This window comes from Acetobacterium malicum subsp. dehalogenans DSM 11527, assembly GCF_000472665.1.
GTDB lineage: Bacteria > Bacillota > Clostridia > Eubacteriales > Eubacteriaceae > Acetobacterium > Acetobacterium malicum.
Genome location: NZ_AXAC01000014.1, coordinates 78,340 through 101,573, shown reverse-complemented (window position 1 = coordinate 101,573; position 23,234 = coordinate 78,340). Strand labels below are relative to the sequence as shown.

General features: G+C 45.9%; 24 protein-coding genes. 8 read left to right on the top strand and 16 right to left on the bottom strand.

All coding sequences use genetic code 11. The features are described 5' to 3' along the window. Window positions 1-384: 384 nt before the first annotated feature. Complete coding sequence (locus A3KS_RS0106885; protein WP_026394286.1) at window positions 385-2,334, bottom strand: oxidoreductase; 1,950 nt, start codon at window positions 2,332-2,334, stop codon at window positions 385-387. Between the two features lie 386 nt (window positions 2,335-2,720). On the opposite strand from A3KS_RS0106885, the gene A3KS_RS0106880 reads away from it, so the two are divergent. Next, on the top strand, window positions 2,721-3,101 hold the full coding sequence (locus A3KS_RS0106880) for a hypothetical protein (protein ID WP_026394285.1): 381 nt from the start codon (window positions 2,721-2,723) through the stop codon (window positions 3,099-3,101). Between the two features lie 187 nt (window positions 3,102-3,288). Here A3KS_RS0106880 and ftsH read toward each other — a convergent pair whose 3' ends face one another. The 11 genes from ftsH to A3KS_RS0106825 all read right to left on the bottom strand — a co-directional run bounded on the left by ftsH (window position 3,289) and on the right by A3KS_RS0106825 (window position 14,331). Continuing rightward, on the bottom strand, window positions 3,289-5,109 hold the full coding sequence (gene ftsH, locus A3KS_RS0106875) for an ATP-dependent zinc metalloprotease FtsH (protein ID WP_026394284.1): 1,821 nt from the start codon (window positions 5,107-5,109) through the stop codon (window positions 3,289-3,291). 201 nt (window positions 5,110-5,310) lie between these two features. Then, window positions 5,311-5,883, bottom strand: a complete 573-nt coding sequence (locus A3KS_RS0106870; RefSeq protein ID WP_026394283.1) for a TetR/AcrR family transcriptional regulator — start codon at window positions 5,881-5,883, stop codon at window positions 5,311-5,313. 172 nt (window positions 5,884-6,055) lie between these two features. Next, a complete protein-coding gene (locus A3KS_RS23445) occupies window positions 6,056-6,214 on the bottom strand; it encodes a hypothetical protein (RefSeq protein WP_156913217.1) in 159 nt (52 codons plus the stop codon). A gap of 41 nt (window positions 6,215-6,255) precedes the next feature. Beyond that, window positions 6,256-7,062: an MBL fold metallo-hydrolase gene (locus A3KS_RS0106860; protein WP_026394282.1), complete on the bottom strand. Its 807-nt coding sequence runs from the start codon at window positions 7,060-7,062 to the stop codon at window positions 6,256-6,258. Then, complete coding sequence (locus A3KS_RS20450) at window positions 7,040-7,729, bottom strand: class I SAM-dependent methyltransferase (protein ID WP_207637748.1); 690 nt, start codon at window positions 7,727-7,729, stop codon at window positions 7,040-7,042. Before A3KS_RS20450 ends, A3KS_RS0106860 begins: the two co-directional genes overlap by 23 nt. Window positions 7,730-7,980: 251 nt before the next feature. Next, complete coding sequence (locus tag A3KS_RS0106850) at window positions 7,981-9,537, bottom strand: ABC-F family ATP-binding cassette domain-containing protein (RefSeq protein ID WP_026394281.1); 1,557 nt, start codon at window positions 9,535-9,537, stop codon at window positions 7,981-7,983. 203 nt (window positions 9,538-9,740) lie between these two features. After that, a complete protein-coding gene (locus A3KS_RS20445) occupies window positions 9,741-11,675 on the bottom strand; it encodes an MFS transporter (protein WP_051355721.1) in 1,935 nt (644 codons plus the stop codon). After that, window positions 11,659-12,234 carry a hypothetical protein gene (locus tag A3KS_RS0106840; protein WP_026394280.1) on the bottom strand — a complete coding sequence of 192 codons (576 nt, stop codon included), beginning with the start codon at window positions 12,232-12,234 and terminating at the stop codon, window positions 11,659-11,661. Before A3KS_RS0106840 ends, A3KS_RS20445 begins: the two co-directional genes overlap by 17 nt. Before the next feature lie 75 nt (window positions 12,235-12,309). Next, window positions 12,310-13,638, bottom strand: a complete 1,329-nt coding sequence (locus A3KS_RS24205; RefSeq protein ID WP_084504922.1) for a GNAT family N-acetyltransferase — start codon at window positions 13,636-13,638, stop codon at window positions 12,310-12,312. 252 nt (window positions 13,639-13,890) lie between these two features. Beyond that, the gene (locus A3KS_RS23440) at window positions 13,891-14,052 is read right to left on the bottom strand and encodes a hypothetical protein (RefSeq protein WP_156913216.1); all 162 of its coding nucleotides are present in this window, start codon (window positions 14,050-14,052) and stop codon (window positions 13,891-13,893) included. A 6-nt stretch (window positions 14,053-14,058) separates the two neighbouring features. Beyond that, complete coding sequence (locus A3KS_RS0106825) at window positions 14,059-14,331, bottom strand: zinc ribbon domain-containing protein (RefSeq protein WP_026394279.1); 273 nt, start codon at window positions 14,329-14,331, stop codon at window positions 14,059-14,061. A gap of 346 nt (window positions 14,332-14,677) precedes the next feature. Here A3KS_RS0106825 and A3KS_RS0106820 point away from each other — a divergent pair, with 346 nt between their 5' ends. The 7 genes from A3KS_RS0106820 to A3KS_RS0106790 all read left to right on the top strand — a co-directional run bounded on the left by A3KS_RS0106820 (window position 14,678) and on the right by A3KS_RS0106790 (window position 20,885). After that, window positions 14,678-15,088 carry a Rid family hydrolase gene (locus A3KS_RS0106820; RefSeq protein WP_026394278.1) on the top strand — a complete coding sequence of 137 codons (411 nt, stop codon included), beginning with the start codon at window positions 14,678-14,680 and terminating at the stop codon, window positions 15,086-15,088. Next, window positions 15,085-15,405 carry a (2Fe-2S)-binding protein gene (locus A3KS_RS0106815; protein WP_026394277.1) on the top strand — a complete coding sequence of 107 codons (321 nt, stop codon included), beginning with the start codon at window positions 15,085-15,087 and terminating at the stop codon, window positions 15,403-15,405. The genes A3KS_RS0106820 and A3KS_RS0106815 overlap by 4 nt, the downstream gene beginning before the upstream one ends. Next, window positions 15,402-17,009, top strand: a complete 1,608-nt coding sequence (locus A3KS_RS0106810; protein WP_026394276.1) for an FAD-dependent oxidoreductase — start codon at window positions 15,402-15,404, stop codon at window positions 17,007-17,009. Before A3KS_RS0106815 ends, A3KS_RS0106810 begins: the two co-directional genes overlap by 4 nt. A gap of 18 nt (window positions 17,010-17,027) precedes the next feature. After that, window positions 17,028-17,357 (top strand): (2Fe-2S)-binding protein, encoded by a 330-nt coding sequence (locus A3KS_RS0106805; RefSeq protein ID WP_026394275.1) that lies wholly within the window; start codon window positions 17,028-17,030, stop codon window positions 17,355-17,357. Continuing rightward, a complete protein-coding gene (locus A3KS_RS0106800) occupies window positions 17,350-18,489 on the top strand; it encodes an NAD(P)/FAD-dependent oxidoreductase (protein WP_035355530.1) in 1,140 nt (379 codons plus the stop codon). The genes A3KS_RS0106805 and A3KS_RS0106800 overlap by 8 nt, the downstream gene beginning before the upstream one ends. 254 nt (window positions 18,490-18,743) lie before the next feature. Beyond that, window positions 18,744-19,607, top strand: a complete 864-nt coding sequence (locus tag A3KS_RS0106795) for a helix-turn-helix domain-containing protein (RefSeq protein ID WP_051355720.1) — start codon at window positions 18,744-18,746, stop codon at window positions 19,605-19,607. Between the two features lie 135 nt (window positions 19,608-19,742). Further along, entirely contained in the window at window positions 19,743-20,885 is a 1,143-nt protein-coding gene (locus A3KS_RS0106790) for a tyramine oxidase subunit B (RefSeq protein ID WP_026394272.1), read from the top strand. Between the two features lie 106 nt (window positions 20,886-20,991). Here A3KS_RS0106790 and A3KS_RS0106785 read toward each other — a convergent pair whose 3' ends face one another. From A3KS_RS0106785 to A3KS_RS0106770, 4 genes are read right to left on the bottom strand one after another with little or no spacing between them, the layout of a single operon-like run. After that, window positions 20,992-21,846 (bottom strand): prenyltransferase, encoded by an 855-nt coding sequence (locus A3KS_RS0106785; protein WP_026394271.1) that lies wholly within the window; start codon window positions 21,844-21,846, stop codon window positions 20,992-20,994. Between the two features lie 38 nt (window positions 21,847-21,884). Then, complete coding sequence (locus A3KS_RS0106780; protein WP_026394270.1) at window positions 21,885-22,217, bottom strand: CGGC domain-containing protein; 333 nt, start codon at window positions 22,215-22,217, stop codon at window positions 21,885-21,887. A 25-nt stretch (window positions 22,218-22,242) separates the two neighbouring features. After that, complete coding sequence (locus A3KS_RS20435; RefSeq protein ID WP_051355719.1) at window positions 22,243-22,824, bottom strand: GNAT family N-acetyltransferase; 582 nt, start codon at window positions 22,822-22,824, stop codon at window positions 22,243-22,245. A 37-nt stretch (window positions 22,825-22,861) separates the two neighbouring features. Next, entirely contained in the window at window positions 22,862-23,158 is a 297-nt protein-coding gene (locus tag A3KS_RS0106770) for a hypothetical protein (RefSeq protein WP_026394269.1), read from the bottom strand. Window positions 23,159-23,234: the final 76 nt, after the last annotated feature.

Here is a 23,234-nt window from a genome sequence, read left to right as displayed (position 1 = left end):
TACAGCTTCAGGTACAGTACTTCCGAGGTTAAGTTGCTCCGCTTGTTGTTAAAACGACCATCTCAATATATATGACTCAGCTAATTTTCGGACGTCCCCACTTTTGGAAAGGTTATCCTTCATATATACCATCACTGGTTCACTTGCGTTCCGTTCCAACAACCGCCATCAGCTTCCTTCAGACCCTTCCGTCGCCGGAAACGCCCTTGCTTACAGCTTGTCTTCCCAATTAGCCAGGTGACAGGTCTTCTTTCAGACCATTAGCTCGGCAACATGCCTCGCAAACCAAAAAACCGCCTGATGGCGGTTTTCTGTTAATATGAACGTGTTTCATTTATTTACATAGTCTTTAATTGCTCGATTTTTTGTTAAATTGTGGTCGAATTAGATATCCAGCGCAGCGTGGTAGCCTTGATAAATGGCGGTTGTGATGGTAGAGGCCTTCACACAATCGCCAATTTCAATGACATAGGGGGCGCAGTCAACCAGGGTTTCAGCTATATTACGAAGCGGTTTTTGGCCCAGGGCGCAGATCACGGTCGTTCCAGGCACCAGCACTTCTTTACCATCAGCATCTTCACAGACAACTCCCTGATCGGTAACTTTTAGTCCTTTTAATTCGGTATGAACAGTAATGCCGCATTTTTCGATTTCATTCATCATCAGTGGTCGATGGCGAAGATTAGCATCGATTGCTAACTCAGCTCTCATTTCCACCAGATGAACAGTCTTGCCTTCCCGGGCAAAATGGATAGCTGCTTCACAACCGGCCAAACCGCCACCTAAAACAACCACGGAATCGCCGACCTGATCTTTTTTCTTATAGTAGTCGTTGACAATAATCACGTTGTCTCCATCAAGACCAGGAATGGCTGGCACGATCGGTTCCGAACCGACAGCCACAATCAGGGCATCAACATTTTCCTGATCGACATATTCTTTGGTTACCGGTGTATTTAAGCGAATCTCAACGCCGGCGTCTCTAGCCAGTTTTTCCAGGGTAACCCCCAGTTCGTACATTTCATATTTAAATGGGATTGCCTGTTCGCCTTTGAGGATTCCACCCAGGGTGTCACCTTTTTCGCAGAGAATAACCTGGTGGCCCCGTTTGGCCGCCGTCAGCGCCGCTTCCAGTCCAGCTGGTCCGCCGCCGGCCACCAGTACCTTTACCGGGTTGGCGGTAGGAATAACTTCCGTCCCATCCATTTCCCGACCAATTAAAGGATTGACCGTACAACGTCGGGTCGATGTTACTGCCCGTTCCGCCATACAGGTAAAGCAGCGGAGACATTTAATAATATCAGTATCCTGATTACTCATGACTTTTCGTGGCAGGAAGGGATCTGCCAGCAGAGCCCGGGCCATTTCAACGATATCAGCTTGACCGGAGGCGATAATTTCTTCCATCATCGCGGGGTCATTCAATCCGCCCAAGGTTGCTACCGGAACTGAGACGTGTTTTTTGATTTCAGCCGCCAGATAAACATTTCGGCCATGTGGTTCAAACATCGATGGATGGGTCAAGCCGAAGCCGCTTTGATAAGTACCAGCGGTAATGTGCAATAAATCAACTTTCGATTCGACCATCTTGGCGATTTCAACCCCATCCTCCAGGGTATAGCCACCTTCAAATAATTCCGAACCACTCATCCGAAACTCAATCGGGAAACCGGGGCCAACCGCTGCACGAACGCTGTCCAGCACTTCTAAAGCCAGACGCGCCCGGTTTTCCAGTGGGCCGCCATATTTGTCAGTGCGGTGGTTGAAAAAAGGCGAAAGAAACTGGTTCAGCAACCATCCGTGACCGCCATGGACCATGATCATTTCAAATCCAGCTCGTTTAGCCAATCCGGCTACCCGTCCGTAAGCGGCAACAATGTCATCGATCAGTTCCTGGGTCAGTTCTTTAACCGGTCTACCATCTGGACGGGTTCCAGCGCTGGGTCCCCATTGGGCCATACCGCCTTTTTTATCCTTGTCGGTCAAATAAGTGCCGGCATACTGTCCGGAATGTGATAATTCCACACTGGGAATGGCACCATGACGTCGAATTGCATCAGCCGTGTAAGTAAAGCTGGCCAGTGAATCAACCGTTTGCAGATCGAGGTGATACATATGCGATCCTTCAGTTTCAGGATGAACTACACATTCACTCACCGTTACGGTCGCAGCACCACCTTTAGCTCGCAATTCATAAAAAGCTTTTGATTTTGGTCCGATGGTGCAATCGGCAGTAATATCGGTGCCGCCCATGGGCGCCCCAAACATTCTGTTTCGGAAGGTTACATTACCAATTTTAATCGGTTTACATAGATTCGGATATTTTCGTTGCATTGTCAATTCTCCTTTAAAATTTTTCGTTGGTTCCGTCAACAATAAGCGGTCTATTTGATAAAATCTTAACATGATCTTTTGCTGATGTCAATAAAATCATGTAAATATTTACATGTTTAAGATATTCCAATTTGATTAATCTGTAAATATTTTTGACTAGCTAAAGAATCTCCGAAATTATAACAACCGATTGTTTGGAGATTCATGCGTAAAAAGCTGCTTTGCTTGAATTCATCGTTAAATTGTGAATCTACCAACAAAACTGCTCTTTAAAATTCTTTTATTTGTAGTTGAAAGAATAATTAAAGCTAAAATGACAATGTTTTATCCTTGACGTTTATTCAAAAGATGGTTATCATTAAAAAAAACACGAAAAGAGGAGCCTTATGATCTCTGAAAAAATGCTAGATAAAATCAGGGCGCTCTGTAAAGACCTTGATGGTCTGTCCCAGGAGAGCTTTGAAAAAGGAATTAAACTATTTGCTGCCGATAAAGCCGAATCCCGAACATTACAAGTTGTTGATGTAATCAGTAAAAAAGAATATGAACGACTTTCAAAAAATCCCGAGTATACCCAGGCCGCTGAGATCATCACTGATACCCTCTCCCTGCTGGAAGAACTGGACAACCTGGAATGGGTTTATAATGACCTGATTCGAAAGCTTTATAATTGCCACCCTGACCGACCTGAATTCACCAAAGAAATTGAAGATAATACGCTTTACTGTCTTGAACCGCCATTCAGCCGATCAAAATTTTTAAATTAGACTCCTAACCTTGCTCCCTGCATTTTAACTGCAACCTATTTGCACTTGCTCATCCCAGTTCCTGTAAATGATTTCTGATCTTTTCTCAAAACCCGGTTTCATCAATTAATAATATTTCAATAATTGTATTCAAAAATTAGAAAGACCTTATCTGACAGGCTGTCAGATAAGGTCTTTCTGTTATTGATTATGCGGCTTGAAAAATCGATTCGAATTCCGGACCATCCACTTTTTCTTTCTCCAGGAGGATCTCACCCAACTTGTTGAGCTTGCTGATGTTTTCTTTCAGTAACGTCAGGGTTCGCTGATAAGCAAGGTCAATAATTTGTTTGACTTCATCGTCAATGATTCTTGCCATTTCATTACTACAACTCCGCGAACCGTAATCCTGGCCATTATAAGCGCCATCATTCTCACTCTCAAAAATCATATTCGTTAATTGCTCACTCATGCCATACTTCGTTATCATATTTCGGGCGATTTGATTCACGCGTTTTAAATCGTTTGATGCACCGGTGCTGATCTCATTCAAAACAATTTCTTCGGCAGCCCGACCGCCTAAAGCAATGATGATTTCTTCGATCAGCTGGGATTTGGTGTGATAGCTCTGATCTTCTAAAGGTCTGCTGGCGGTAAAGCCACCAGCCATGCCAGATGGAATAATCGATACCCGATCAACATTTCGGTTTGAAGAAACAAGCTTAATCGCAATAGCATGACCGGCTTCGCGAAAAGCGGTTACTTTTTTATCGCGATCACTCATCACATGGCTTTTTTTCTCTGGCCCCATCATGACCTTAAAGGTCGCCTCTTTGATCGCATCATTCTCAATTTCTTTTTTATGTCCTCTGGCCGTTAATAAAGCCGCCTCATTCAGCAGGTTTTCCAGATCAGCGCCAGTAAAGCCCGGCGTAAGTCGCGCCAGTTCTCCCAATTTTACATCTTCGGCCAAAGGTTTTCCTTTAGCATGAACACCGAGAATCTGTTCTCTACCGATAATATCCGGCAAGCCAACTGTGACCCGCCGATCAAAACGACCAGGTCGTAACAGTGCCGGATCAAGGACGTCCGGCCGATTGGTAGCGGCCAGAATGATGACCCCTTCATTAATACCAAAACCATCCATTTCAACCAGTAACTGGTTCAAGGTCTGCTCTCTTTCATCGTTTCCGCCACCTACATTGGCTCCACGCTGACGGCCTACCGCGTCTATCTCATCAATAAAAACGATACAAGGGGCATTTTTCTTTGCCTGTTCAAAAAGATCCCGAACCCGGGATGCTCCGACACCAACATAAATTTCCACAAAATCTGACCCACTGATACTGAAAAATGGAACATCGGCTTCACCAGAAACGGCTTTTGCCAGCAAAGTTTTGCCTGTTCCCGGCGGTCCGATCAGCAGAACACCTTTGGGAATTCTGGCACCAAGTTCGACAAATCGTTCCGGGGCTTTTAGAAATTCTACAATCTCTTCCAACTCTTCTTTGACCTCGTCAGCGCCGGCAACGCAGGCAAAGTTTACGGTTTTCTGATCATCCACCAATAGTTTTGCCCGACTTTTACCCATTGCCGCGACGCGATTTCCACCCATACCACCTTGCTGACGCTGATTCATACTAAACCAGATCGCCATCAGTAAAATGAAACCAATGGTCGTCACGATTGAAAACCACCAGGGAATTTCCATAGGCTGCGAAATACGATAGGATTGAATTAGTTGTTCATCCAATGCTTGAGTAAACCGGTCTGAAGCAGAGGTAATATCGGGCGGAATAATTACCTCATAAGTGGTGATTCCGGCATTTTCCTCCAGTGCCGCATTTAGCTGTACTTCAGCCGTTTCGCCATTCAAAACAATACCGCTTACATTTCCCGCCTGAATTTCTGTTAACAGTTTGGAATAATCCATGTTTTGGGAATTAGTTTTCATGGTACTGAAGGCCACCAATCCAGCTATAACGGCAAATACAATCAGGAAGATTCCTTGTTTTTTTAAGTACTTCACCGTTTAACCTCCAATAATCCAACTGCCAGGGACAACCCCACGATGACCACACTGATTAAATTTTTTGAACCGTTTACTTGGGACTTCACTTTCTTTTGACCTGCTTTCCTGATTCTTTGTTAAATGATTGATCATTTAATTATTTCTTAAGAAATAACGCAATTGTTTATGGTATTTTTATCAACAATCGCGCCTCACTTTTTAAGTTTCTTTTATTAATAACGTACTTTGTATCATTCCGATCATTTCATGTAACAGATCGGCTTTTTCCGCCTTCGTTTTGCTGTTGTTCGCGGCAATTGCTTTTACTGGTTGAACAATCATCGCAAGTACATTTTCATGATGGTAATTTTTTATGATCTCGCGATCTTTAAGGTCCGCAACCAACATTTTTATCTTGATGAAACCTTCTATTTCTGAACAGCCACCCACTAATGAGGGCGAATTGGAAAACTGATCAATAAAACTGAAGATTTCCTGATTTGCTTCGATATAATCATAATAACTCCTGATCAGTCCTTCGATAAGTTGCCGATCATTCATACCATAATGCACTCTACTGAGAACGAAGTGACAGATTTCTTCGGAATACTCGCGATAAATATCCTGGAGCATCATTTCCTTACTATCAAAATAGGTATAGACCGTTGCTGGAGAAACACCTGCTACTTTGGCGATTTTCGAAATCGAAGTCCCGTGAAACCCTTCTTCTAAAGTAAGTCTAACCACTGCCTGTTTGATGCTTTTCTCTTTTTCATCGTCTCTTTTTCTCATCTGCCACCACCTCCATACTATTTAATACTAAATGACCGTTCGGTTATTGTCAATCTTCTTGGGAAACTATCGGCAAAAATTAATTATCTTTTAAATAAAATTACAAAAAAAGAGATGATTGCTCACCTCTTAATAACATTTGCCTAGTCATTCGGACAAATAAATAGCATTACTAATGATTGTTTCCTTCTATTTCTGCTTCCATAAACAACGCATAGTCGGCATTCACGCTTTCCCGATATTTATTTTGCACCGGGGATTTAGCTCCAAAGATCAGGTCTTCGATTGCGCCAATGGTTTGTAAAAAAATTTGCTTATCCGTTCTTTTCACGATAGTTACTCCAATATGATTGATTTTGTAACTTTCCTATATTACCAGTTCAGCTCCAGGCCGACCCCTACTTCGGTAATGGAAGTGCGCGCGTGGATGGCCGCCTTGACAGCAAAGGCGGTGCAGTGGCAGGGATAGATCTGCTTGATCTGATTGTTCTTAAAATAGTCAATGGTCTGTTCCACCCGGTCGTTGACCTCAAACAGATGGAAGCCGCCAATGACCGCGCAAACCCGCTGGTCTTCAGTGACGGTTTTGGCGTACTCAATGATGTTACAGATACCGCTATGGGAGCAACCAGTGATAATGGTTATCCCTGCGTCACCCTGATAAACCAGAGCTGAATCATCCAGCAGATAATCATCGGTCAGGTCATCACCCAGCTGCTGTTTTCCAATCGGTTCCGGTTTTTCAAAAGCCATCACCCGAGGGACTTCGCCCAGAAAGGTGATATTTTCTGTAACCTTTAGCGGGGTCCGGGTGAGCTTCAACTGGCACCTTTCTGCCAATTCTACTCGGGTAAAGGGAGCCGAAATTTTCAAACCATCACATTCTTTGTAATTCAAGGCGTGGGGATGGGCGATGATCTGTAGCGGTTCCGGCCGGTTTATCGCTAATAGACTTTTTAACCCCCGGGTATGGTCATCGTGGCCATGAGAGAGGACGATGGTGCTGAGCTGACTGAGATCAATGTTCATCGCGGCGGCATTTTTGATGACTAAATCTGAGTAACCCACATCAAAAAGAAAGGCCGCTTCCCCGTCTTCAATATAATAACAAACCCCGGGCTCACCCCAATAGTATTCGTCAATAGTGGTGTTGTTATCAACAAGAACTCTTAGCCGCATCTACTTTTCCATCTTCCAACTTTTTTTGAACCACAAAAAAAAGCTTTCGGGGCAGAGCCCCTTCCTCAAAATTATCAATGTCGATGATCTCAAAACCGTCAGCCAAAGTTTCGACTTTTTCTTTGCTGAAGAAATGAATGATAAATTTGCCACATTCGTAGATATCTTCACCATGATGGGTGCCGGTGCCGCAGTCTGCGTCATCGGTGTTTCGCGCGGTATAAATGTTAATACCACCTGGTTTCAGGACCCGATTGGTTTCTGCAGAGATGAAAGCCAATTCTGAAATTGTCAATGCCATGCAATAGAGCATGTGGGAAAAGCAAGCATCAAAGCGCGCTGCCTCAAATGGAAAGGCCTGACGGACATCATGTCGAACCGTTGTGACCAGGTGGGAGACTTTCAACTCTTGTGCCCGTTCTAAGATAGCCTGAATTCCGGCCGTGGTATATTCAATAACTGTTACTTCAAACCCCTGCTGGGCAAAGTAAAGCGTGTCACGGCCCTGACCGCCACCCAATTCGAGGATCTTCCGGACGCCGTTATTTTTGAAAATCTCAACGGCCTTGATGGCGGCAATGCTGGGATCTGTCCCAAACATCTGGGGTTTGCTGGCAAATGTGTCCTCCCAGTGGCGATTCTGTTTATTAAAAACTTCTTTTTTCACATTAATTTCCTTTCGTCGCTTCAATTGGTTTTATTTTCCGATGAAAAGACCGTCGTCCGGTTCTACTCCGAAAAAGCACCCAAGTTTTACCCAGTATACCGTGTCCAGCCCATAGAGTCAAAGACCATAACAACTAAAGCGGAACTTTCGCAATGTTTTCCTGAACCGATATTTCTATCCGTGCCGATAAAATGCACTCAAAAAACCAGGTTGATGACGGTGCATCAACCTGGGGCGATTATTCATGCTATTTAAAATACTTTAGTGGTCCACTGGGAGCAATCCCAGACTTCATTGACAAAGCTTTCGTAGAATTCCGGTTCATGGCAGACCATCAGAATGCCACCATTATAAGCTTCTAATGCCCGCTGCAGTTCAGCTTTGGCATCGGCATCAAGGTGATTGGTGGGCTCATCCAGAACCAGAATATTGGTTTCCCGATTGATCAGTTTACAGAGGCGGACCTTGGCTTGTTCGCCACCGCTTAAAACCTTGACCATACTCTCAATATGTTTCCGGGTCAAACCGCATTGGGCCAGCGCCGAACGCACCTCGTTCTGATTCAGAGATGGAAACTCATTCCAGACCTCATCGATGCAACTGGTCCGGATATCCTGATCCATTTCCTGTTCAAAATAACCAATTTTCAGTTTCTCACCCTGATCAACAGTCCCGGCAACGGGTGGTATCAGTCCCAGAATACTCTTTAACAGGGTGGTTTTGCCAATCCCATTGGTGCCCTTTAAAACAATTTTCTGTTTTCGTTCCATCACTAAATTCAGTGGCTTGGACAACGGTTCATCATAACCGATGACCAGATCTGCGGTTTCAAAAACCCGACGGCCGGTGGCACCAGCTTCTTTAAAATTAAATCGCGGTTTGGGTTTTTCGGAGGCCAACTCGAGGATATCCATTTTATCCAGCTTTTTCTGTCGCGACATGGCCATATTTCGGGTCGCAACCCGAGCCTTGTTCCGGGCCACAAAGTCTTTTAAATCAGCAATTTCATTTTGCTGTTTATTATATGCGGCCTGTTCCTGAGCTTTTTTTGCTTCCAGCACTTCCTGGAATTTCGCATAATCTCCGACGTAACGGGTCAGTTTCTGGTTATCCATATGATAAATCAGATTAATCACCGAATTGACAAAGGGCAGATCATGAGAAATCAGAATAAAGGCATTTTCATAATCGTTAAGATAGCGCTTTAGCCATTCGATATGCTGTTCATCCAGATAGTTGGTCGGCTCATCCAGCAACAGGATATCCGGTTTTTCCAGCAACAATTTTCCCAGCAAGACCTTGGTTCGCTGGCCGCCGCTGAGTTCGGTGATATCCTTATCCATACCGATGTCGTTGAGACCCAGGGCATTCCCCACTTCTTCAACCTTTGAATCGACCAGATAGAAGTCATGAAACTCAAGTAATTCCTGAAGGTCGCCCACTTCTTCGAGACTCTTCTCAACTTCCTCGGGGCTGTCCTCACCCATTTTTTCATAAAGAAAACCGATCCGACTTTCAATATCCAGCAGAAAATCGAAGGCCGAAGTCAGCACATCCCGGACCGTCATTCCCTGTTTCAAAACGGCATGCTGATCCAGGTAACCGATCCTCACATTTTTAGCCCATTCCACCTTGCCCTCATCCGGCATTAGTCGGTCGGTAACGATATTCATGAAGGTTGACTTCCCCTCGCCGTTTGGTCCAATTAAACCGATATGCTCTCCCTTTAATAAACGAAACGATACCTGATTAAAAATCGCCCGATCACCAAAACCGTGAGAAAGATTTTCGACATTTAAAATACTCATTTATTCTCCATTTCTTTTTTGGTCAATTAAAAACACTTCCAGATTTATGTTGCAGATCAGGAAGTGTTTAAGTTTATCCTATGATTCTAACTTTTATATTATAGCATAGTCTTCTTTATTGTCCATAGTTTGAGTGGCGATTCTAAGTCCATAAAAAATAAGTTTTTTAACTCTATGCACCTGCGCCAAATAGCACGTTCCAATTAAGATTTTTCAGATGCAGGCTGTTTTTTATAAAAACCAAGAATAATCAATGCCAGAATAGAGGCAATGGCAACGGTCCAATACACCTGCTTAAAGCCATTGTTGAGCGTTCTCTGAAACTCATTTTCGATCTCCACTTTTTTGCTGTCAATAGCCGACAAGTAATCATTTGTTGAGGTCTCAAACGCAGCCGGCACCGCATTTTTCATGGTCGTCATCTGGCTTATCATATTGGTTAACTGACTCCTAACATCCACCATTGAAGCAATCACCGATTCCATCCCGGGTATTCCCGCGCCCATTCCATTATCGGTAGCACTTAGTTCGGCAATGCTGCCATCCAGTTGGGCAACACCGCTGTTCAACCCATCGATACCGGCATCGATGCCTGTGTTGATCTCGGCAATGGTATCTGGAGTCATAGTTAAAAACATCCGTGCTGCAAAGGTTTTGCTGTTTTCAGTAATGGTCGTAACATCTGACTCCTTCATCAAGGCTACCAGATCCTCAGGGACATCATTGCCACTGTCAGCGTTCATATTGATTTCGATGGTCTGATTGGCGGTTAAATCCGGTAATGTGATGGTCGCCAGTTTATCAGCAATGGCTTTGTTACCTTTTAACTGATTAAATTCATCCGTCAGCTCCTGGGCATAAGGCAGGGTCGGGACATTTACTTCGGTTGGCAGCAGATTCATGACATTTGTCTGCACCGACAGACCAGCGTGGGCAATAAAACCAACCATAATGGCCGGCGCCACCACCGTTCCAATGGATCGGATCAAAGAAACGGTGGCAAGGGCTGAATTCGACTCTTCAGCGTTGGTGTTGTCCAGCATCATATAATTGATCGGGGTTCCCATGGTAAAGCCAATCCCCAGCCCCATTAAAATTAGACTGATCACCACCGTCAGGGTACTGGGGTAGTTTGTTGTCACAAAAATCAGGAACAGCGAACCGATAACGGACACCAGAAAACCAAATCCCAGAGTAATTTTTACACCGAATTTATCGATGAGCTTACCAGAAAACGGTGCCCCGACGCCAGCAAAAAGACCCAGGATAATTACATAATAGCCGCCTTTTCCAGTAGCTATTTTCATCGCATTTTCGCAGAATTGGGGTACAAAAATCATCCCCATGATGACTATCCCAGTGATGAAAGACAAAACCAGGGTGATCAGAATATTCTTATTTTTGAAATAAGCTAAATTGATAACCGGGTCTTCGGCCTTTTTCTCGACCAGTATAAAAACTGGAAGCAGCAACATAAAAATGATCAGAAAAGGATAGACCGACGTACTAAGGAAGGTATTGCTAAAATCAAAAAAGTCAATGTTCTTCAATCCGTAAAGGACACAAAGAACCATAATGGTTACAATAGTGATGCCGCCAATATCGATTTTTTTGACATTTTCAATCCGGGTATTCGGTAAACAAATAAGTCCAGCTGCCAGAATAAACATAGTAATTGGTACATTAATATAAAAAATATATTGCCAGTTGGCTGTTCCGGCCAGGTCCAGTATGGCACTGCCGGCTGAAGCCCCGAAAATATTGGCAATACCATAGACACCGCCCACTAAACCGAGTGCCATGCCCCGCTTTTCTTTGGGAAAGGTGGTGCCAAATTCAGCGGTTGCCACCGGAACGATGCCGCCACCACCAATTGCCTGAACTGCTCTCGCCACTAGCAGCATTTGAAAACTCTCAAAATTCTGTGACAACCCGCAGAATAGTGAGCCCAAACCAAAAAGAAAAATACTAAGTAAATAAATATACTTTCTACCAAAGCGGTCCACCAGTTTCCCCATCACCGGAATACTGGCTGCATAAGCCAGAGTATACATGGTAATCATCCAAATTCCGGTTTTATCATCTACCAGTAAATTGGTCTGAATCACCGTTCTTGTGTAATTATGATTTCCCGCCATTACTTTTTCCAGATTTTCTTTTTTTGTTGCCTCTTGCCAGATAAAAATACAGCATCGCCTGTATCAGGGTGACCAGGCCCATGACAATTTTTTCGAACCAGGTGATACCAAACAGATTACCCAAGGTATTTAAGCAGACAAATACAAATGACAGCCATAGATAAATTTTTGAAAACAGATTAAACTGTTTATATTCAATTACGCCTGCGCCCACGGCAATTAACGGCACCCCAAAACTCACCACGATCACACCCATAATTGAAGCTTCGAAAAAAAGCACTGCCATTAGTATCAGCGCAAAAACCAGCCAGCCAATATAGAATTCTTTATAGGCTTTTACCCGGATCAGCCCGGATGCCGCAGCAATTATCGGGATGCCGTAAATCATCATCACAATGCTGGTGGTTGATGTGCGAACAGCCGCATCGTAGCTCTCCAGTTGCCCGCCGCTGATCGATTCGTAGGGCAGAATTTTGAGGATGACCAATAAAAATACGCAGATTGTAAAAAGATTCAGAATGATAATGCCCTTGCCGGCTGTTTTCCTACTTAGTCTCATAGTTCCTCCCTGGATGACTATTTTGAAATGATGACACTCCTGCTTATTCTAGAAATTCCAATACCTTTTCCGCCCCTAAAAATACTCCGGGATCTGATCAATCGAACCATTGATCAGAGTATTCCAGTTCTGTTCACCACACCTGACCATACATGGGCTTTTCGGCGTTTTCTGTAGTTCCTTGGGGAGTAATCTAAATCCCAGTCTTTTATAAAAGTCAGGATTGATATCTGAGTACAGAAAAATCAGCGCGTCCCCGTCCTTTTCGATTTCTTTAAGACAGTTTTTCAACAGAATCGTAGCGTATCCTTTTCCGGTATGGGGTTTGGGTGTAAGCACCGAACCGATGCCATAAACCTTTTTGCCTATGATCGCTCCCAGTCTCAAGATGATCAGTGAGCTGACAATTTCTCCCCCCCGGTCGATGATATAACGAGTTCCAAAGGCGTCTTCTTTTGAGTTATCCCGAATATACTCTGCCAGAGTTCTATTTTTATGCCACACCTGATGGGCTTTCTTAAATAGAAGTTCCCGCTCCGGTTGGGTTGCTTCGCGGATTGTCATCGTTTCGGGACCCGTTTTCAGATAGCTTTGCCAGTCATCATAAATCTGGCGAAGATCCGCATCCAGATAGGACAAGGCTTTTTCTTCCAGCTCTTTTGGCACTCCATAATAAGCTTCAGCAATAGCACCGGAGATGGCTGCCAGGGTATCACTGTCGCCCCCCGCCGAAATGGCCGTCCGGATGGCATCTTCAAAGGATGTGGATTCTAAAAAAGCTTGAATCGCCTGGGGCACCGTTTCCTGACACGTTTCGTTAAACTGATAGGTGTTTCGGATTTCGTCGATAGTAAAATTCAGCGGATAAAAATAACCGTTGATCCGCTCCCGGATGGTCTCTTTGTCTGCACCATTTCGGGCCATGAAAATGGCCACTGCGATGGCTTCAGCGCCTTTTAACCCTTCAGGATGGTTATGCGTGACACGGGTGATTACTTCCGTAAGCATTCGGGCTTCGGTTTCTGATCTTGCGGCAAAGGCGGCCGGGCTGATTCGCATCGCGGCTCCATTGCCAAAACTATTGTAAGGTTGGGGATTTTCGCTCAAAAGCCAGCGTCCAAACCGACTGCCATAACCACAATGGGGATAGTTCCGACCAATTTTCTGCATCGACTTCACCACTAATGCTTCCACCCGCAGATAATATTCCCGATTACTGATTCCCTTTTCCAGTGGTAGACAGCCGAATTTACCGGCATCCATAATTGCATTGGCCACTGCCAGAGTCATGATACTGTCGTCAGTCGCTTCACAGGCTTTGGCGAAGAGCTCAAAGTCCTTGCTGCGATAATTATTGAATTCAAAACGGGAACCGACAACGTCCCCGATAATTGCACCCAGCATAGCATTCTCCTCATATATTAAAATTTAGCTGTAATTTTCCGTGATCGGCAAAAACAGTCTACCCTATGACTTTAAAATCCATTAACATTATAGCATAAATGCAGATTAAATTGAACTAAAATACTAGCAACTGAACTTTTTCGTGAAATCAAGCTAGAAACCCAGATCTGTAAAAAAGAACCTGATCTTAATCGACTTTATAGGGTCGATTCGATCGGTTCAATTTTAATGCGCATGAGACTTATTAAATTCTTAGTAATACAGGGTACTCATCATGGCTGCGGCAAAGATAGCCATAACGATACTCATAATGATCGCGACGCCAAGGGCGATAAGCATCATGACCAGATAGGCTCGGGCAAAATTCTTTTTGTTGGGACCAGTATCACCGCCAAAGCTCCAGATAAACAACATTACTATTCACGCAATGGGAATGGCCATGATCAAGAACATTATCAGATACTGACCCATCGTAATCAGATCCAGATCCCCACTGTTTTGATGGGGTTGCTGAGTATAGACTGGTCGCTGGGTATTCTGAACCGGTGGCGAGCTAATCCGCTCTGCCGGTTGATAGCTTTGTCCAACTGCTCCGGATTGAGTTGCTGCAAGGTTTCCAGTCTGTTTTGTCCCGCAATGCGTGCAAAACTGAGAACCATCTGGTATTTTTTCGTTACAGTTTTCACAGAACATGGTTATTTCCTCCTATGTTGTTGTGCTTTTAATGATTATTTACCCATTTTTTTGCAAAAATCCCAGCTTATCAAATTCTATATTACCACATTTTGAAAACTCGCAATTTTTACTTGACTCTGACAGAACTGGTGTGTTCAAGCGCTTTTTTCATTTACATGAAAATCGCTGTAAAATGTTCCGATTGTTACTATTTCCTTTCTTTTTCCTGTGCTATATTATATCTAACCTAAAAAAACCACAGAGAAATCGAGACAAAGACGTCGAAAGAAACTTTCGGCGTCTTTGTCATTTTATGAAGGTATCACAAAATAACGTCATATTTATTACGAAAGGAAGTAATACCATGTCAAGAATTAATTATTCATCCGGAGCCCCCCTCGAAGAAAAAGTAGGCTATTCACGGATGGTGAAGATCGGCAATCTGATTATGATCGGCGGCACCACCTCGGTTCAACCGGACGGCAGTGTTTATGGCGAAGGTGATCCCTACGCACAGGCCAAGTATATTTTTGAAAAACACGTCAAACTCCTGGAAGAAGCTGGTGCTACCCCAGCCGATGTCGTCAAAGTCATGTGTTATGCCACCCGGATGTCAGATTGTGGTGAAATTGGCCGGGCTTACTCGGAAATTTTCAAAGAATTCCGACCGCTGTTCACAGCAGTCGGAACATCAGAGCTCAACCGTCCTTCGCAATTGTGCGAGATTGAAATGACCGCGATTATTATTTCGGAGGAAAGCGGGTGTGAAAAATGAATCGAATCAGTGAACATCCCATTCTCGGTGAAACCGAAAAAGGCCAGTTAGTAACATTTTTCATGGATGGCAAGTCAATGGAAGGTTATGCTGGTGAACCTATCGCAGTGGCCCTAAAAGCTGCCGGCTTGATGGTTCACCGCTATACCCACAAGGCCCATGAACCCCGGGGCATCTTTTGTGCCATTGGCCGCTGCACCGACTGCGTCATGATTGTCGATGGGGTCCCCAACATCCGTACCTGTATAACCCCCCTAGTTGCAGGCATGAGGATTCAGACCCAAGATGGGGTCACGGCACTGGAGGTAAACGAATGAAACGTTATGATTTAATCGTCGTGGGAGCCGGTCCTGCCGGTCTCTCTGCTGCCATTGAGGCTGCCCGCTGCGGGATGAGTGTTGCCGTTTTTGATGAAAATACCAAACCCGGTGGGCAATTATTCAAACAGATCCATAAATTTTTCGGTTCCAAAGAACATCAGGCCAAAATCCGCGGCTACAAAATCGGTGAAACACTGCTTGCCGAAGCCGCTGATGCGGGGGTTGAGGTATTCCTTAATGCTACCGTTGCCGGTATTTATCTGGACAAAGAAGTTCTGGTTCAGATCGGGGCTGCAATGGAGCACTTTAAAGCAGACACCATCATTATCGCCACTGGCGCTGCGGAAAACATGGTCACCTTTGATGGCTGGACGCTGCCTGGCGTAATTGGCGCCGGGGCCGCCCAGACGATGATGAATCTTTACGGTATTAAGCCGGGCCAGCGGGTGCTGATGCTGGGCAGCGGAAATGTCGGTCTGGTCGTCAGCTTCCAGCTGATGCAGGCCGGCTGTGAAGTCGTGGCACTGGTGGATGCTGCTCCCAAGGTTGGCGGCTATGGCGTTCACGCCGCCAAAATCGCCCGGTGCGGAGTACCTTTCTATCTCTCCCATACCATTACCAAAGCCGAGGGCAGTGATTGTGTCAGCGGTGTGGAGATTTCCCAGGTCGATGAAGACTTCGCCCCCATCCCCGGCACCCAGAAACACTTTGATGTGGATACCATCTGTCTGGCCGTCGGTCTCTCACCGATGTCACAACTGCTGAAAATGGCGGGCTGCAATATGGTTGATGATCCCCGTCGCGGTGGTCAGGTGCCACAAGTTGATGAAAATGGCGAAACCTCAATTCCCGGCCTCTTTGCCGCCGGGGATGTCTCCGGCATCGAAGAAGCCAGCTCGGCGATGATCCAGGGGCGAATGTCTGGTCTTGCGGCGGCCGCTTATCTGGGTTTTCTCAGTGAGCAGGACAAAGATAACCGCCTGGCTGACCTGGAAATCGCCCTCGACAGCCTGCACCAGGGCATGTTCGCCCCCGGTAACAAGGGCAAAACATTTACTAAAACCGACGAAGGCATTGCCGTTTCTCAAAGTCTGCTGAAAAAAGGCTACCTAGATGATGCCGATCTTGAGCGCTTTATTCATCGATCTGATCAAACTGATGAAAAATCCGGCATCCATCCAGTGATCGAATGTACCCAGAATATTCCTTGTAATCCCTGTCAGGATGCCTGTACCAGGGGTTGTATAAAAGTTGGCAAAACCATCACTGCCCTACCTCGGATTGATGCCACCATTAGCTGCACCGGATGTGGCATGTGTATTGCTTCCTGTTCCGGCCAGGCCATTTTTCTGGTAGACGAAGACTATGCCCCCGGCTACGCCAGCATTACCCTGCCTTATGAGTTTTTGCCCCGGCCCCAGAAGGGGGAACTGGGAACAGCGCTGAGCCGCAGCGGTCAACCTCTGGGCCACGCCGAAATCATTGATGTCCGTAGTGCCAAGACTTTTGACCAGACCACTCTGGTCACCATCAAGGTACCGGTAGAGCAAGCCATGACCGCCCGATTTTATCAGCCCGAAACCAATGCGGCCGGACAATAAGGAAAAGGAGATACGACAATGAAATCTATTAATGATCGTTCACAGGATATCGGTCCCTTCGTTTCCCAGACCGATGACGCCATCATCATCTGCCGCTGCGAAGAAATCACCAAGGGCGAAATTCGCCAGGCGATTCACGACGGGATGTTTACCGTCAATGAAATCAGGCGTTACCTGCGGGCTGGCATGGGACTTTGTCAAGGCCAAACCTGCGGCAAGCTGGTTAAAAACCTGATCGCCCGGGAGCTAAACGTGATCCCCGATCAGTTGGACCCGGCCACCAGTCGTTCACCAATGCGACCGATGGAAATGAAAGTATTAGGAAATGAAGAGGTGAGCCATGTCTAAACATCTGTCTAAATATAATGATGTGATCATTATCGGCGGCGGCATCATCGGTAATGCCACCGCCTACTACCTGGCTAAAAAAGGCCTATCGGTAACGGTGCTGGAAGCCAGCAAGGATATTGGCATTGGCGGTTCATCCCGTAATGGTGGTGGCGTCCGCCAGTCCGGCCGGGATACCCGGGAACTGCCACTGGCAATGTGGGGTATTAAAAACCTCTGGCCGGGATTGTCCGAAGAACTGGGCGTGGATGTGGAATATACCCAAAAAGGCAACCTGCGACTCGGGAAAACGGCAGCGCATCAGAAAATCCTCCAGGGTTTAACTGATAAGGCCGTATCCTGTGGGTTGGATGTCCGAATGATCAATGGCGATGAAATTCGGGCCATCAACCCCTACCTTTCCGACGAGGTTACCTGTGCCAGCTGGTGTCCCACCGATGGGCATGCCAATCCGCTGACCGCCACCCTGGGTTATTATAAAAAAGCCCGGGAATTGGGCGTCCGCTTTATTACCGAATCGCCCTGCTTCGAACTGCGTAAAATAAAAGGCGTGATCCGCCAGGTTGTCACCCCGGATGCCATCTATGAAGCCGATAAGGTGCTGGTGGCAGCCGGGTTCGACAGCCGCAAAATTTTAGCAACCGTGGGCATCGATGTCCCAATGATGCCATTGAAGATGGAGTGTCTGGTTACCGAAGCCGAACCGCCGATGTTCTTACAAATGCTCGGTACTGCTGATGCCGATTTCTACGGCCACCAGTCCAAGCATGGTTCCTTTGTTTTTGGTGGATCCTCTGGCTTTGAACACCTCAATAAAGACAACGGCTCCCCCATTTCCAGTAGCATCGGCGCTTCCTGCACCTGCCGGGGGATTATCAAATACTTCCCCGCGCTGGCCGATGCCAAGATTGTCCGGGCCTGGGCCGGCTGGCTGGATGATTGTGCCGACCATGTTCCAGTGATCAGCCCGGTGGAAGAGGTGCCCGGCTTATATATCACCTGTGCTTTTTCCGGCCATGGCTTTGGGATTGCCCCGGCGGTGGGCTACAATGTCGCCGAAATGATTGCCGACGGTCACTCCACCATTGATTTGTCGGCCCTGCGCTACGACCGCTTCAAGCCGAAGCAATAAGAAAGCGCTGGCTGCGATACATTAATTAGAATTTTCTTAAAAATGAATGCGGATGTAAATTAGTACCGATTTTTACTATTCTTTCATTCTCAACTATGGTATATTGTATACATAATAAGCAGTGAACCAGCAACCATAAAAGACAAGGATGTCGAAACCGGAGTTTCGACGCCCTTGTCTTTTTTTATGTTGATTGTTGCCCCCTCTTTTGCGAATTTATTCAGAAAGGAAAGCGTACGCTTAAGGTTTTAACTATGATTGATCTATTGCAACGGTATGGCTCTTATGCATCCTCCCCACAAGAAAAGGAAAACATCATCATCCCTAAACAGCCCTTGATGGTTCAGCATTCCCAGGGTTATGAATCCTTTGACTACCGGGCTTATGGCATCTCCCACTTTTATCGCTTCCAGGTTACCCAGGAAATGTTAGAAACCGCCACCATTGTTCCCGATGGCACCGTGGACATTGTCTTCCGCTGCGGCCAGGATCATCTGGATGCAACCTGTTACGGCGCCGTTCTGAAAATGCACTCCATTGAGTATGCTTCCGTTTTTCATCTCAACGATACCATCTTTGGCATCCGCTTTCTGCCCGGCAAGGCGTTTTTACCTAAAGGCTATCCGATTGGCAGCCTCACTGAGAGCTCTGTGCCACTGCCGGAAATCTGCCAGGATCAGGCGATGATGGAAGGGATCACCCGGAGTAACGATTTTAAAGAACAAATTGAGTTGTTTCTGGATGCCTATATTCCCGACTATCAGAACTATTACAGTCCCGGGACCCGACCTTTCAGTTATCGGATGGTGGATGAAATCACCAAGGTCGTCGGCATTATCAACGTTAATGAATTAAGCCAGAGCGTCGGCTATACCCCCCGCTACATCAACCGGCTCTTTAATAAAGAGATTGGCTTACCACCTAAGACCTTCTCAAAAATTATCCGTTTTCAGAATGTGCTGCTGGCGCTGGGGAAAGATCAGAATATTTCAGCCATTGCGGCGGATATGGGTTACTATGATCAGTCCCATCTACTCAAGGAATTTAAACAATTCACGGGCATATCGCCTCTGAATTACCGCAAATCCCTGGCCAAAGGTATGGCGCTCCGAATTTAAACGGACCAATCCCCTATAAAATAATAGTAACAAAAATTAAAGCCAAGACGCATCATGATGGAATGATCACGTGTCAAAATGATTTACCAATTTTTCAATAAAATTTTAAAATAAAAAACTATTTGGAGGTTTATTATGGCATTACCAGGAATTGATTTATTGTATTTAAATGAGGCCGATATGATTAAGGCCGGTGTCGGCGATGTTGTGGCTTGTACCGATTGTATGGAAGAATTATTAAAGCTTTTAGATAAAGGCGATTACCGCATGGGTGGTGAAAATGGCAACTCCCACGGCAGCATGATTACTTTCCCGGAAGAACCGGAATTCCCCAATATGCCCAAGAATGGTCCGGATCGTCGGTTCATGGCGATGCCCGCCTACGTCGGCGGCAAGTTTGACGTCGCTGGGATGAAATGGTACGGTTCCAATGTTGAAAACCGTCATAAAAACCTGCCGCGTTCGATCCTGATGATGATGTTAAACGATAAAGACACCAGCGCACCCTTAGCATTGATGTCAGCCAACCTGCTCAGTGCTTACCGGACTGCCGCGGTACCCGGCGTCGGCGTAAAAAATCTGGCCCTTAAAGATGCCAAAGTTCTTGGCATCGTCGGTCCGGGGGTCATCAACTCGACCGCCATTGAGACCTTTGCCGCCCTGCGTCCAACTCTGACGACTCTTAAAATAAAAGGTCGAGGCCAGGCGTCCATCGACCGCTGCATTGAATATGTAACAGAAAAATGTCCGCAGTTTACCGAGATTATTATCTGCGAAACCCTGGAAGAATGTGTACGTGGCTCGGACATTTTAAGCTTCGCCACCTCCACCCCAATGGGCGCCGGTCCTTCGGCCTATCCCTTTGTTGATGCCGAGTGGATCAAACCCGGGGCCCTCTTCTGTCTCCCCGGGGCGGCCGATTTTACCGATGAATTTATCCAAAGTGATAAAACCAAACTGGTCGTCGACAATATCTCCCTTTATGAAGCCTGGGCGGAAGAATATCCCTACCCAACCTACAATATTGTCTATATCCTTGGTTCCAAATTTATGGATATGATCCATGATGGCAAACTGGATAAAACCGATATTCACGATTTAGGGGCTATCTTAAACGGTAAGGTACCCGGACGGGAAAGCGACGACCAGATCATCCTCTACTCTGTCGGCGGGATGCCGGTAGAAGATGTAGCCTGGGGCAAAGAAGTTTATGACTATGCCCGCAAAAACAACATCGGAGTTGATCTTAACCTTTGGGATAAACCAGCTTTATACTAAGATCTAAATAATACCGGGCCTGATAAAAAATTCAAGTCTACATAAAGAAAACCCTTTACCCAATTTATATCCAATGGGTAAAGGGTTTTCCTGGTATTAATTCGATTCACGTTTGATCAATTTCCATATTCCGGATAATTTCTAAATATCGCGCAGTAGCGGCGGCTGATGGTCTACCTTTTTGGCAGATCGCCAATTTACTGAGCTTGCGATTAGGCCGCTCAACAATCATGCGGCCTTGATCATCCAGCTTCTGCTGCAATGCCGCTAATGCTTCGATAAATCGATTATCTTTTCGGGCTTTTTCGTAGAAAGAGAGCACAGAAACATAATAAAATAGGTTGTATCGCAAAAATGGGTACTCCACCTGCATAAATAAGCTGCCGATGCCGTAATGGCAGGGGCCGACCGGGGTTTTCACGGTCCAATGATCAAGCAGGGTTTCAACCGACCGGTCAAGATCTGAGATTTTATCGCTTCCCGCATGAAAGCCGGCCAGACGAAAGGCGTCCAATGCCAGCAGGGTCACGCCAGGATTTGACTTATCGGTTTCGGGGCCATACCCATAGATGAATTTATTGCAGCGCCAGCCGCCGTCTTCGTAACGATCAGAAAGCAGATAATCCAGGGCGGCCTGAACCCGGGGATGGCTGGCGTACCCATTTCTGCACAATCCGGTCACCGCATGGGCGGTGTGACAGGGATAGATTGCGCCTTTCGGAGCAATACGTACCCGGCCATCATCTCTTATGGCCCCCAGAACCAGTTCAGCAGCCCCCTGCAAAGCTTCATGATCTCTGGGCACGTCAAGTTCGCTGATAATCATCAGGGCCGTCAGGGTACTGATCGGTTTTTCAATCCCCAGGCGTCCGTCCGGAGTTGTCCAGAAATCGGCGCCGTTGTCATGGCGGGTAGCCAGGATCTGGTCGAAATCCGTCTGCTTTTTAACATCATTGATCATCGCTGGTCGCTCCTTTTTCGATCCTATCTTTTTCAACATTAATGGGTATAATCGATAATCTTGATTGACTCACCGATCTTTTTCTTAATCGCTGTTTTCATCAGTTCCGCATAAGGACAAGGAAACCCGATCGGATTTCCGCGAGTGATACATGAAGCCAAAACGATTGTGTCTGCACCTCGCTTAACCATCTCTGCTGCCCGGGTTACGGCTTTTTTGCCGGGGCAACCTCCGCAGCTGTTGACGCCGATGATTTCAATTTCTTCCGCAACGCCTTCAAATGCCAATTTTTTTGTATCAATTACCTTGAAACAGGTCGTTGCCGGGCACATATCTTCAGTTTGCATACATCTGATTAAACCAACTTTCATTGCTGCGCCTCCCTTCTTAATTTTCTCAATTGCCTGGTGCCGGTGCTTGAACAACAATCAGTTCTAAGGTCTCGGGCTGTAGATTTTCAAATTCTGCACTGGTCATGGAATATGCTTTGACATCCCGGATTTCACCAGTGTAGATCTTGTCTGCCTGGCGAATTGTTCCTTCATAATAAAACCCACATTTTTCAATCACCCGCTGTGATCCCAGGTTATCTGGATAGTGCACCACCGAGATCAGACTAAGGGCCAGGGTGTCAAAGCCGTAGGCCAGCACGGCTCTGGCCGCTTCCGTCATAAGGCCCTGCCCCCAGTAATCCTCAGATAGAGCGTAACCAAGCATCCGGGCCTGATCATTCTGGCGATGGTGGTCATCGATTAATCCGATTGAGCCGATAATCCGCTGGTCTTTTTCAATCCCCCAGATGTTTTCCTGACCGACGAAGATCGTCTTCATAATCTCTTCAGTTTCTTCTATGCTCTCATGAGGCTTCCAGCCTGCCCGTGGACCGACATTTTTACTTTTTGAATAGGCAAAAACGTCAGCAGTATCATTCATGGTTAACGGCCTTAATTTCAGATTTTTTGTGTTAATGTGCTTCATTTTAATCCAACTCCAAGTTTTTAAAAATTTCTAAATATCATACCGTGGCGACGGCGGATGGTTTACCTTTTGGGCAGATCGCCAATTTACTGAGCTTGCGATTAGGCCGCTCAACAATCATGCGGCCTTGATCATCCAGCTTTCGTTTTAATGCTGCTAATGCTTCAATAAATCGTATATCTTTTCGAGCTTTTTCGTAGTAAGTAAGCACATAAACATAATAAAACAGGTTAGCACAAAAATGAGTACTCCCCTCCATAAATAGGCTGCCGTTGTCGTAACGGGTGGCCAGGATTTGGTCGAAATCTGTGAGATTTTTATTATCCTTTATCATCGCTGATCTCCTTTTATCTGTGTTCGGCACTGTTATTCAAAAGCGATACACATTTATTGATGGTGTGTTAAATCGT

Bases quoted from the DNA above. Each gene is read 5' to 3' on its own strand.
- A3KS_RS0106870 (WP_026394283.1), bottom strand. From the start codon at position 5,883: ATGAGAAAAAGAGACGATGAAAAAGAGAAAAGCATCAAACAGGCAGTG.
- A3KS_RS0106825 (WP_026394279.1), bottom strand. From the start codon at position 14,331: ATGTTCTGTGAAAACTGTAACGAAAAAATACCAGATGGTTCTCAGTTT.
- A3KS_RS0106810 (WP_026394276.1), top strand. From the start codon at position 15,402: ATGAAACGTTATGATTTAATCGTCGTGGGAGCCGGTCCTGCCGGTCTC.
- A3KS_RS23440 (WP_156913216.1), bottom strand. From the start codon at position 14,052: ATGTTGTTTATCTGGAGCTTTGGCGGTGATACTGGTCCCAACAAAAAG.
- A3KS_RS0106785 (WP_026394271.1), bottom strand. From the start codon at position 21,846: ATGATCAATGATGTTAAAAAGCAGACGGATTTCGACCAGATCCTGGCT.
- A3KS_RS24205 (WP_084504922.1), bottom strand. From the start codon at position 13,638: ATGCTGGGTGCAATTATCGGGGACGTTGTCGGTTCCCGTTTTGAATTC.
- A3KS_RS0106815 (WP_026394277.1), top strand. From the start codon at position 15,085: ATGAATCGAATCAGTGAACATCCCATTCTCGGTGAAACCGAAAAAGGC.
- A3KS_RS0106805 (WP_026394275.1), top strand. From the start codon at position 17,028: ATGAAATCTATTAATGATCGTTCACAGGATATCGGTCCCTTCGTTTCC.
- A3KS_RS0106790 (WP_026394272.1), top strand. From the start codon at position 19,743: ATGGCATTACCAGGAATTGATTTATTGTATTTAAATGAGGCCGATATG.
- A3KS_RS0106860 (WP_026394282.1), bottom strand. From the start codon at position 7,062: ATGCGGCTAAGAGTTCTTGTTGATAACAACACCACTATTGACGAATAC.
- A3KS_RS0106840 (WP_026394280.1), bottom strand. From the start codon at position 12,234: ATGAGACTAAGTAGGAAAACAGCCGGCAAGGGCATTATCATTCTGAAT.
- A3KS_RS20445 (WP_051355721.1), bottom strand. From the start codon at position 11,675: ATGGCGGGAAATCATAATTACACAAGAACGGTGATTCAGACCAATTTA.
- A3KS_RS0106800 (WP_035355530.1), top strand. From the start codon at position 17,350: ATGTCTAAACATCTGTCTAAATATAATGATGTGATCATTATCGGCGGC.
- A3KS_RS0106850 (WP_026394281.1), bottom strand. From the start codon at position 9,537: ATGAGTATTTTAAATGTCGAAAATCTTTCTCACGGTTTTGGTGATCGG.
- A3KS_RS0106885 (WP_026394286.1), bottom strand. From the start codon at position 2,334: ATGCAACGAAAATATCCGAATCTATGTAAACCGATTAAAATTGGTAAT.
- A3KS_RS0106880 (WP_026394285.1), top strand. From the start codon at position 2,721: ATGATCTCTGAAAAAATGCTAGATAAAATCAGGGCGCTCTGTAAAGAC.
- A3KS_RS0106820 (WP_026394278.1), top strand. From the start codon at position 14,678: ATGTCAAGAATTAATTATTCATCCGGAGCCCCCCTCGAAGAAAAAGTA.
- A3KS_RS20435 (WP_051355719.1), bottom strand. From the start codon at position 22,824: ATGAAGCACATTAACACAAAAAATCTGAAATTAAGGCCGTTAACCATG.
- A3KS_RS0106795 (WP_051355720.1), top strand. From the start codon at position 18,744: ATGATTGATCTATTGCAACGGTATGGCTCTTATGCATCCTCCCCACAA.
- A3KS_RS0106770 (WP_026394269.1), bottom strand. From the start codon at position 23,158: ATGATAAAGGATAATAAAAATCTCACAGATTTCGACCAAATCCTGGCC.
- A3KS_RS0106780 (WP_026394270.1), bottom strand. From the start codon at position 22,217: ATGAAAGTTGGTTTAATCAGATGTATGCAAACTGAAGATATGTGCCCG.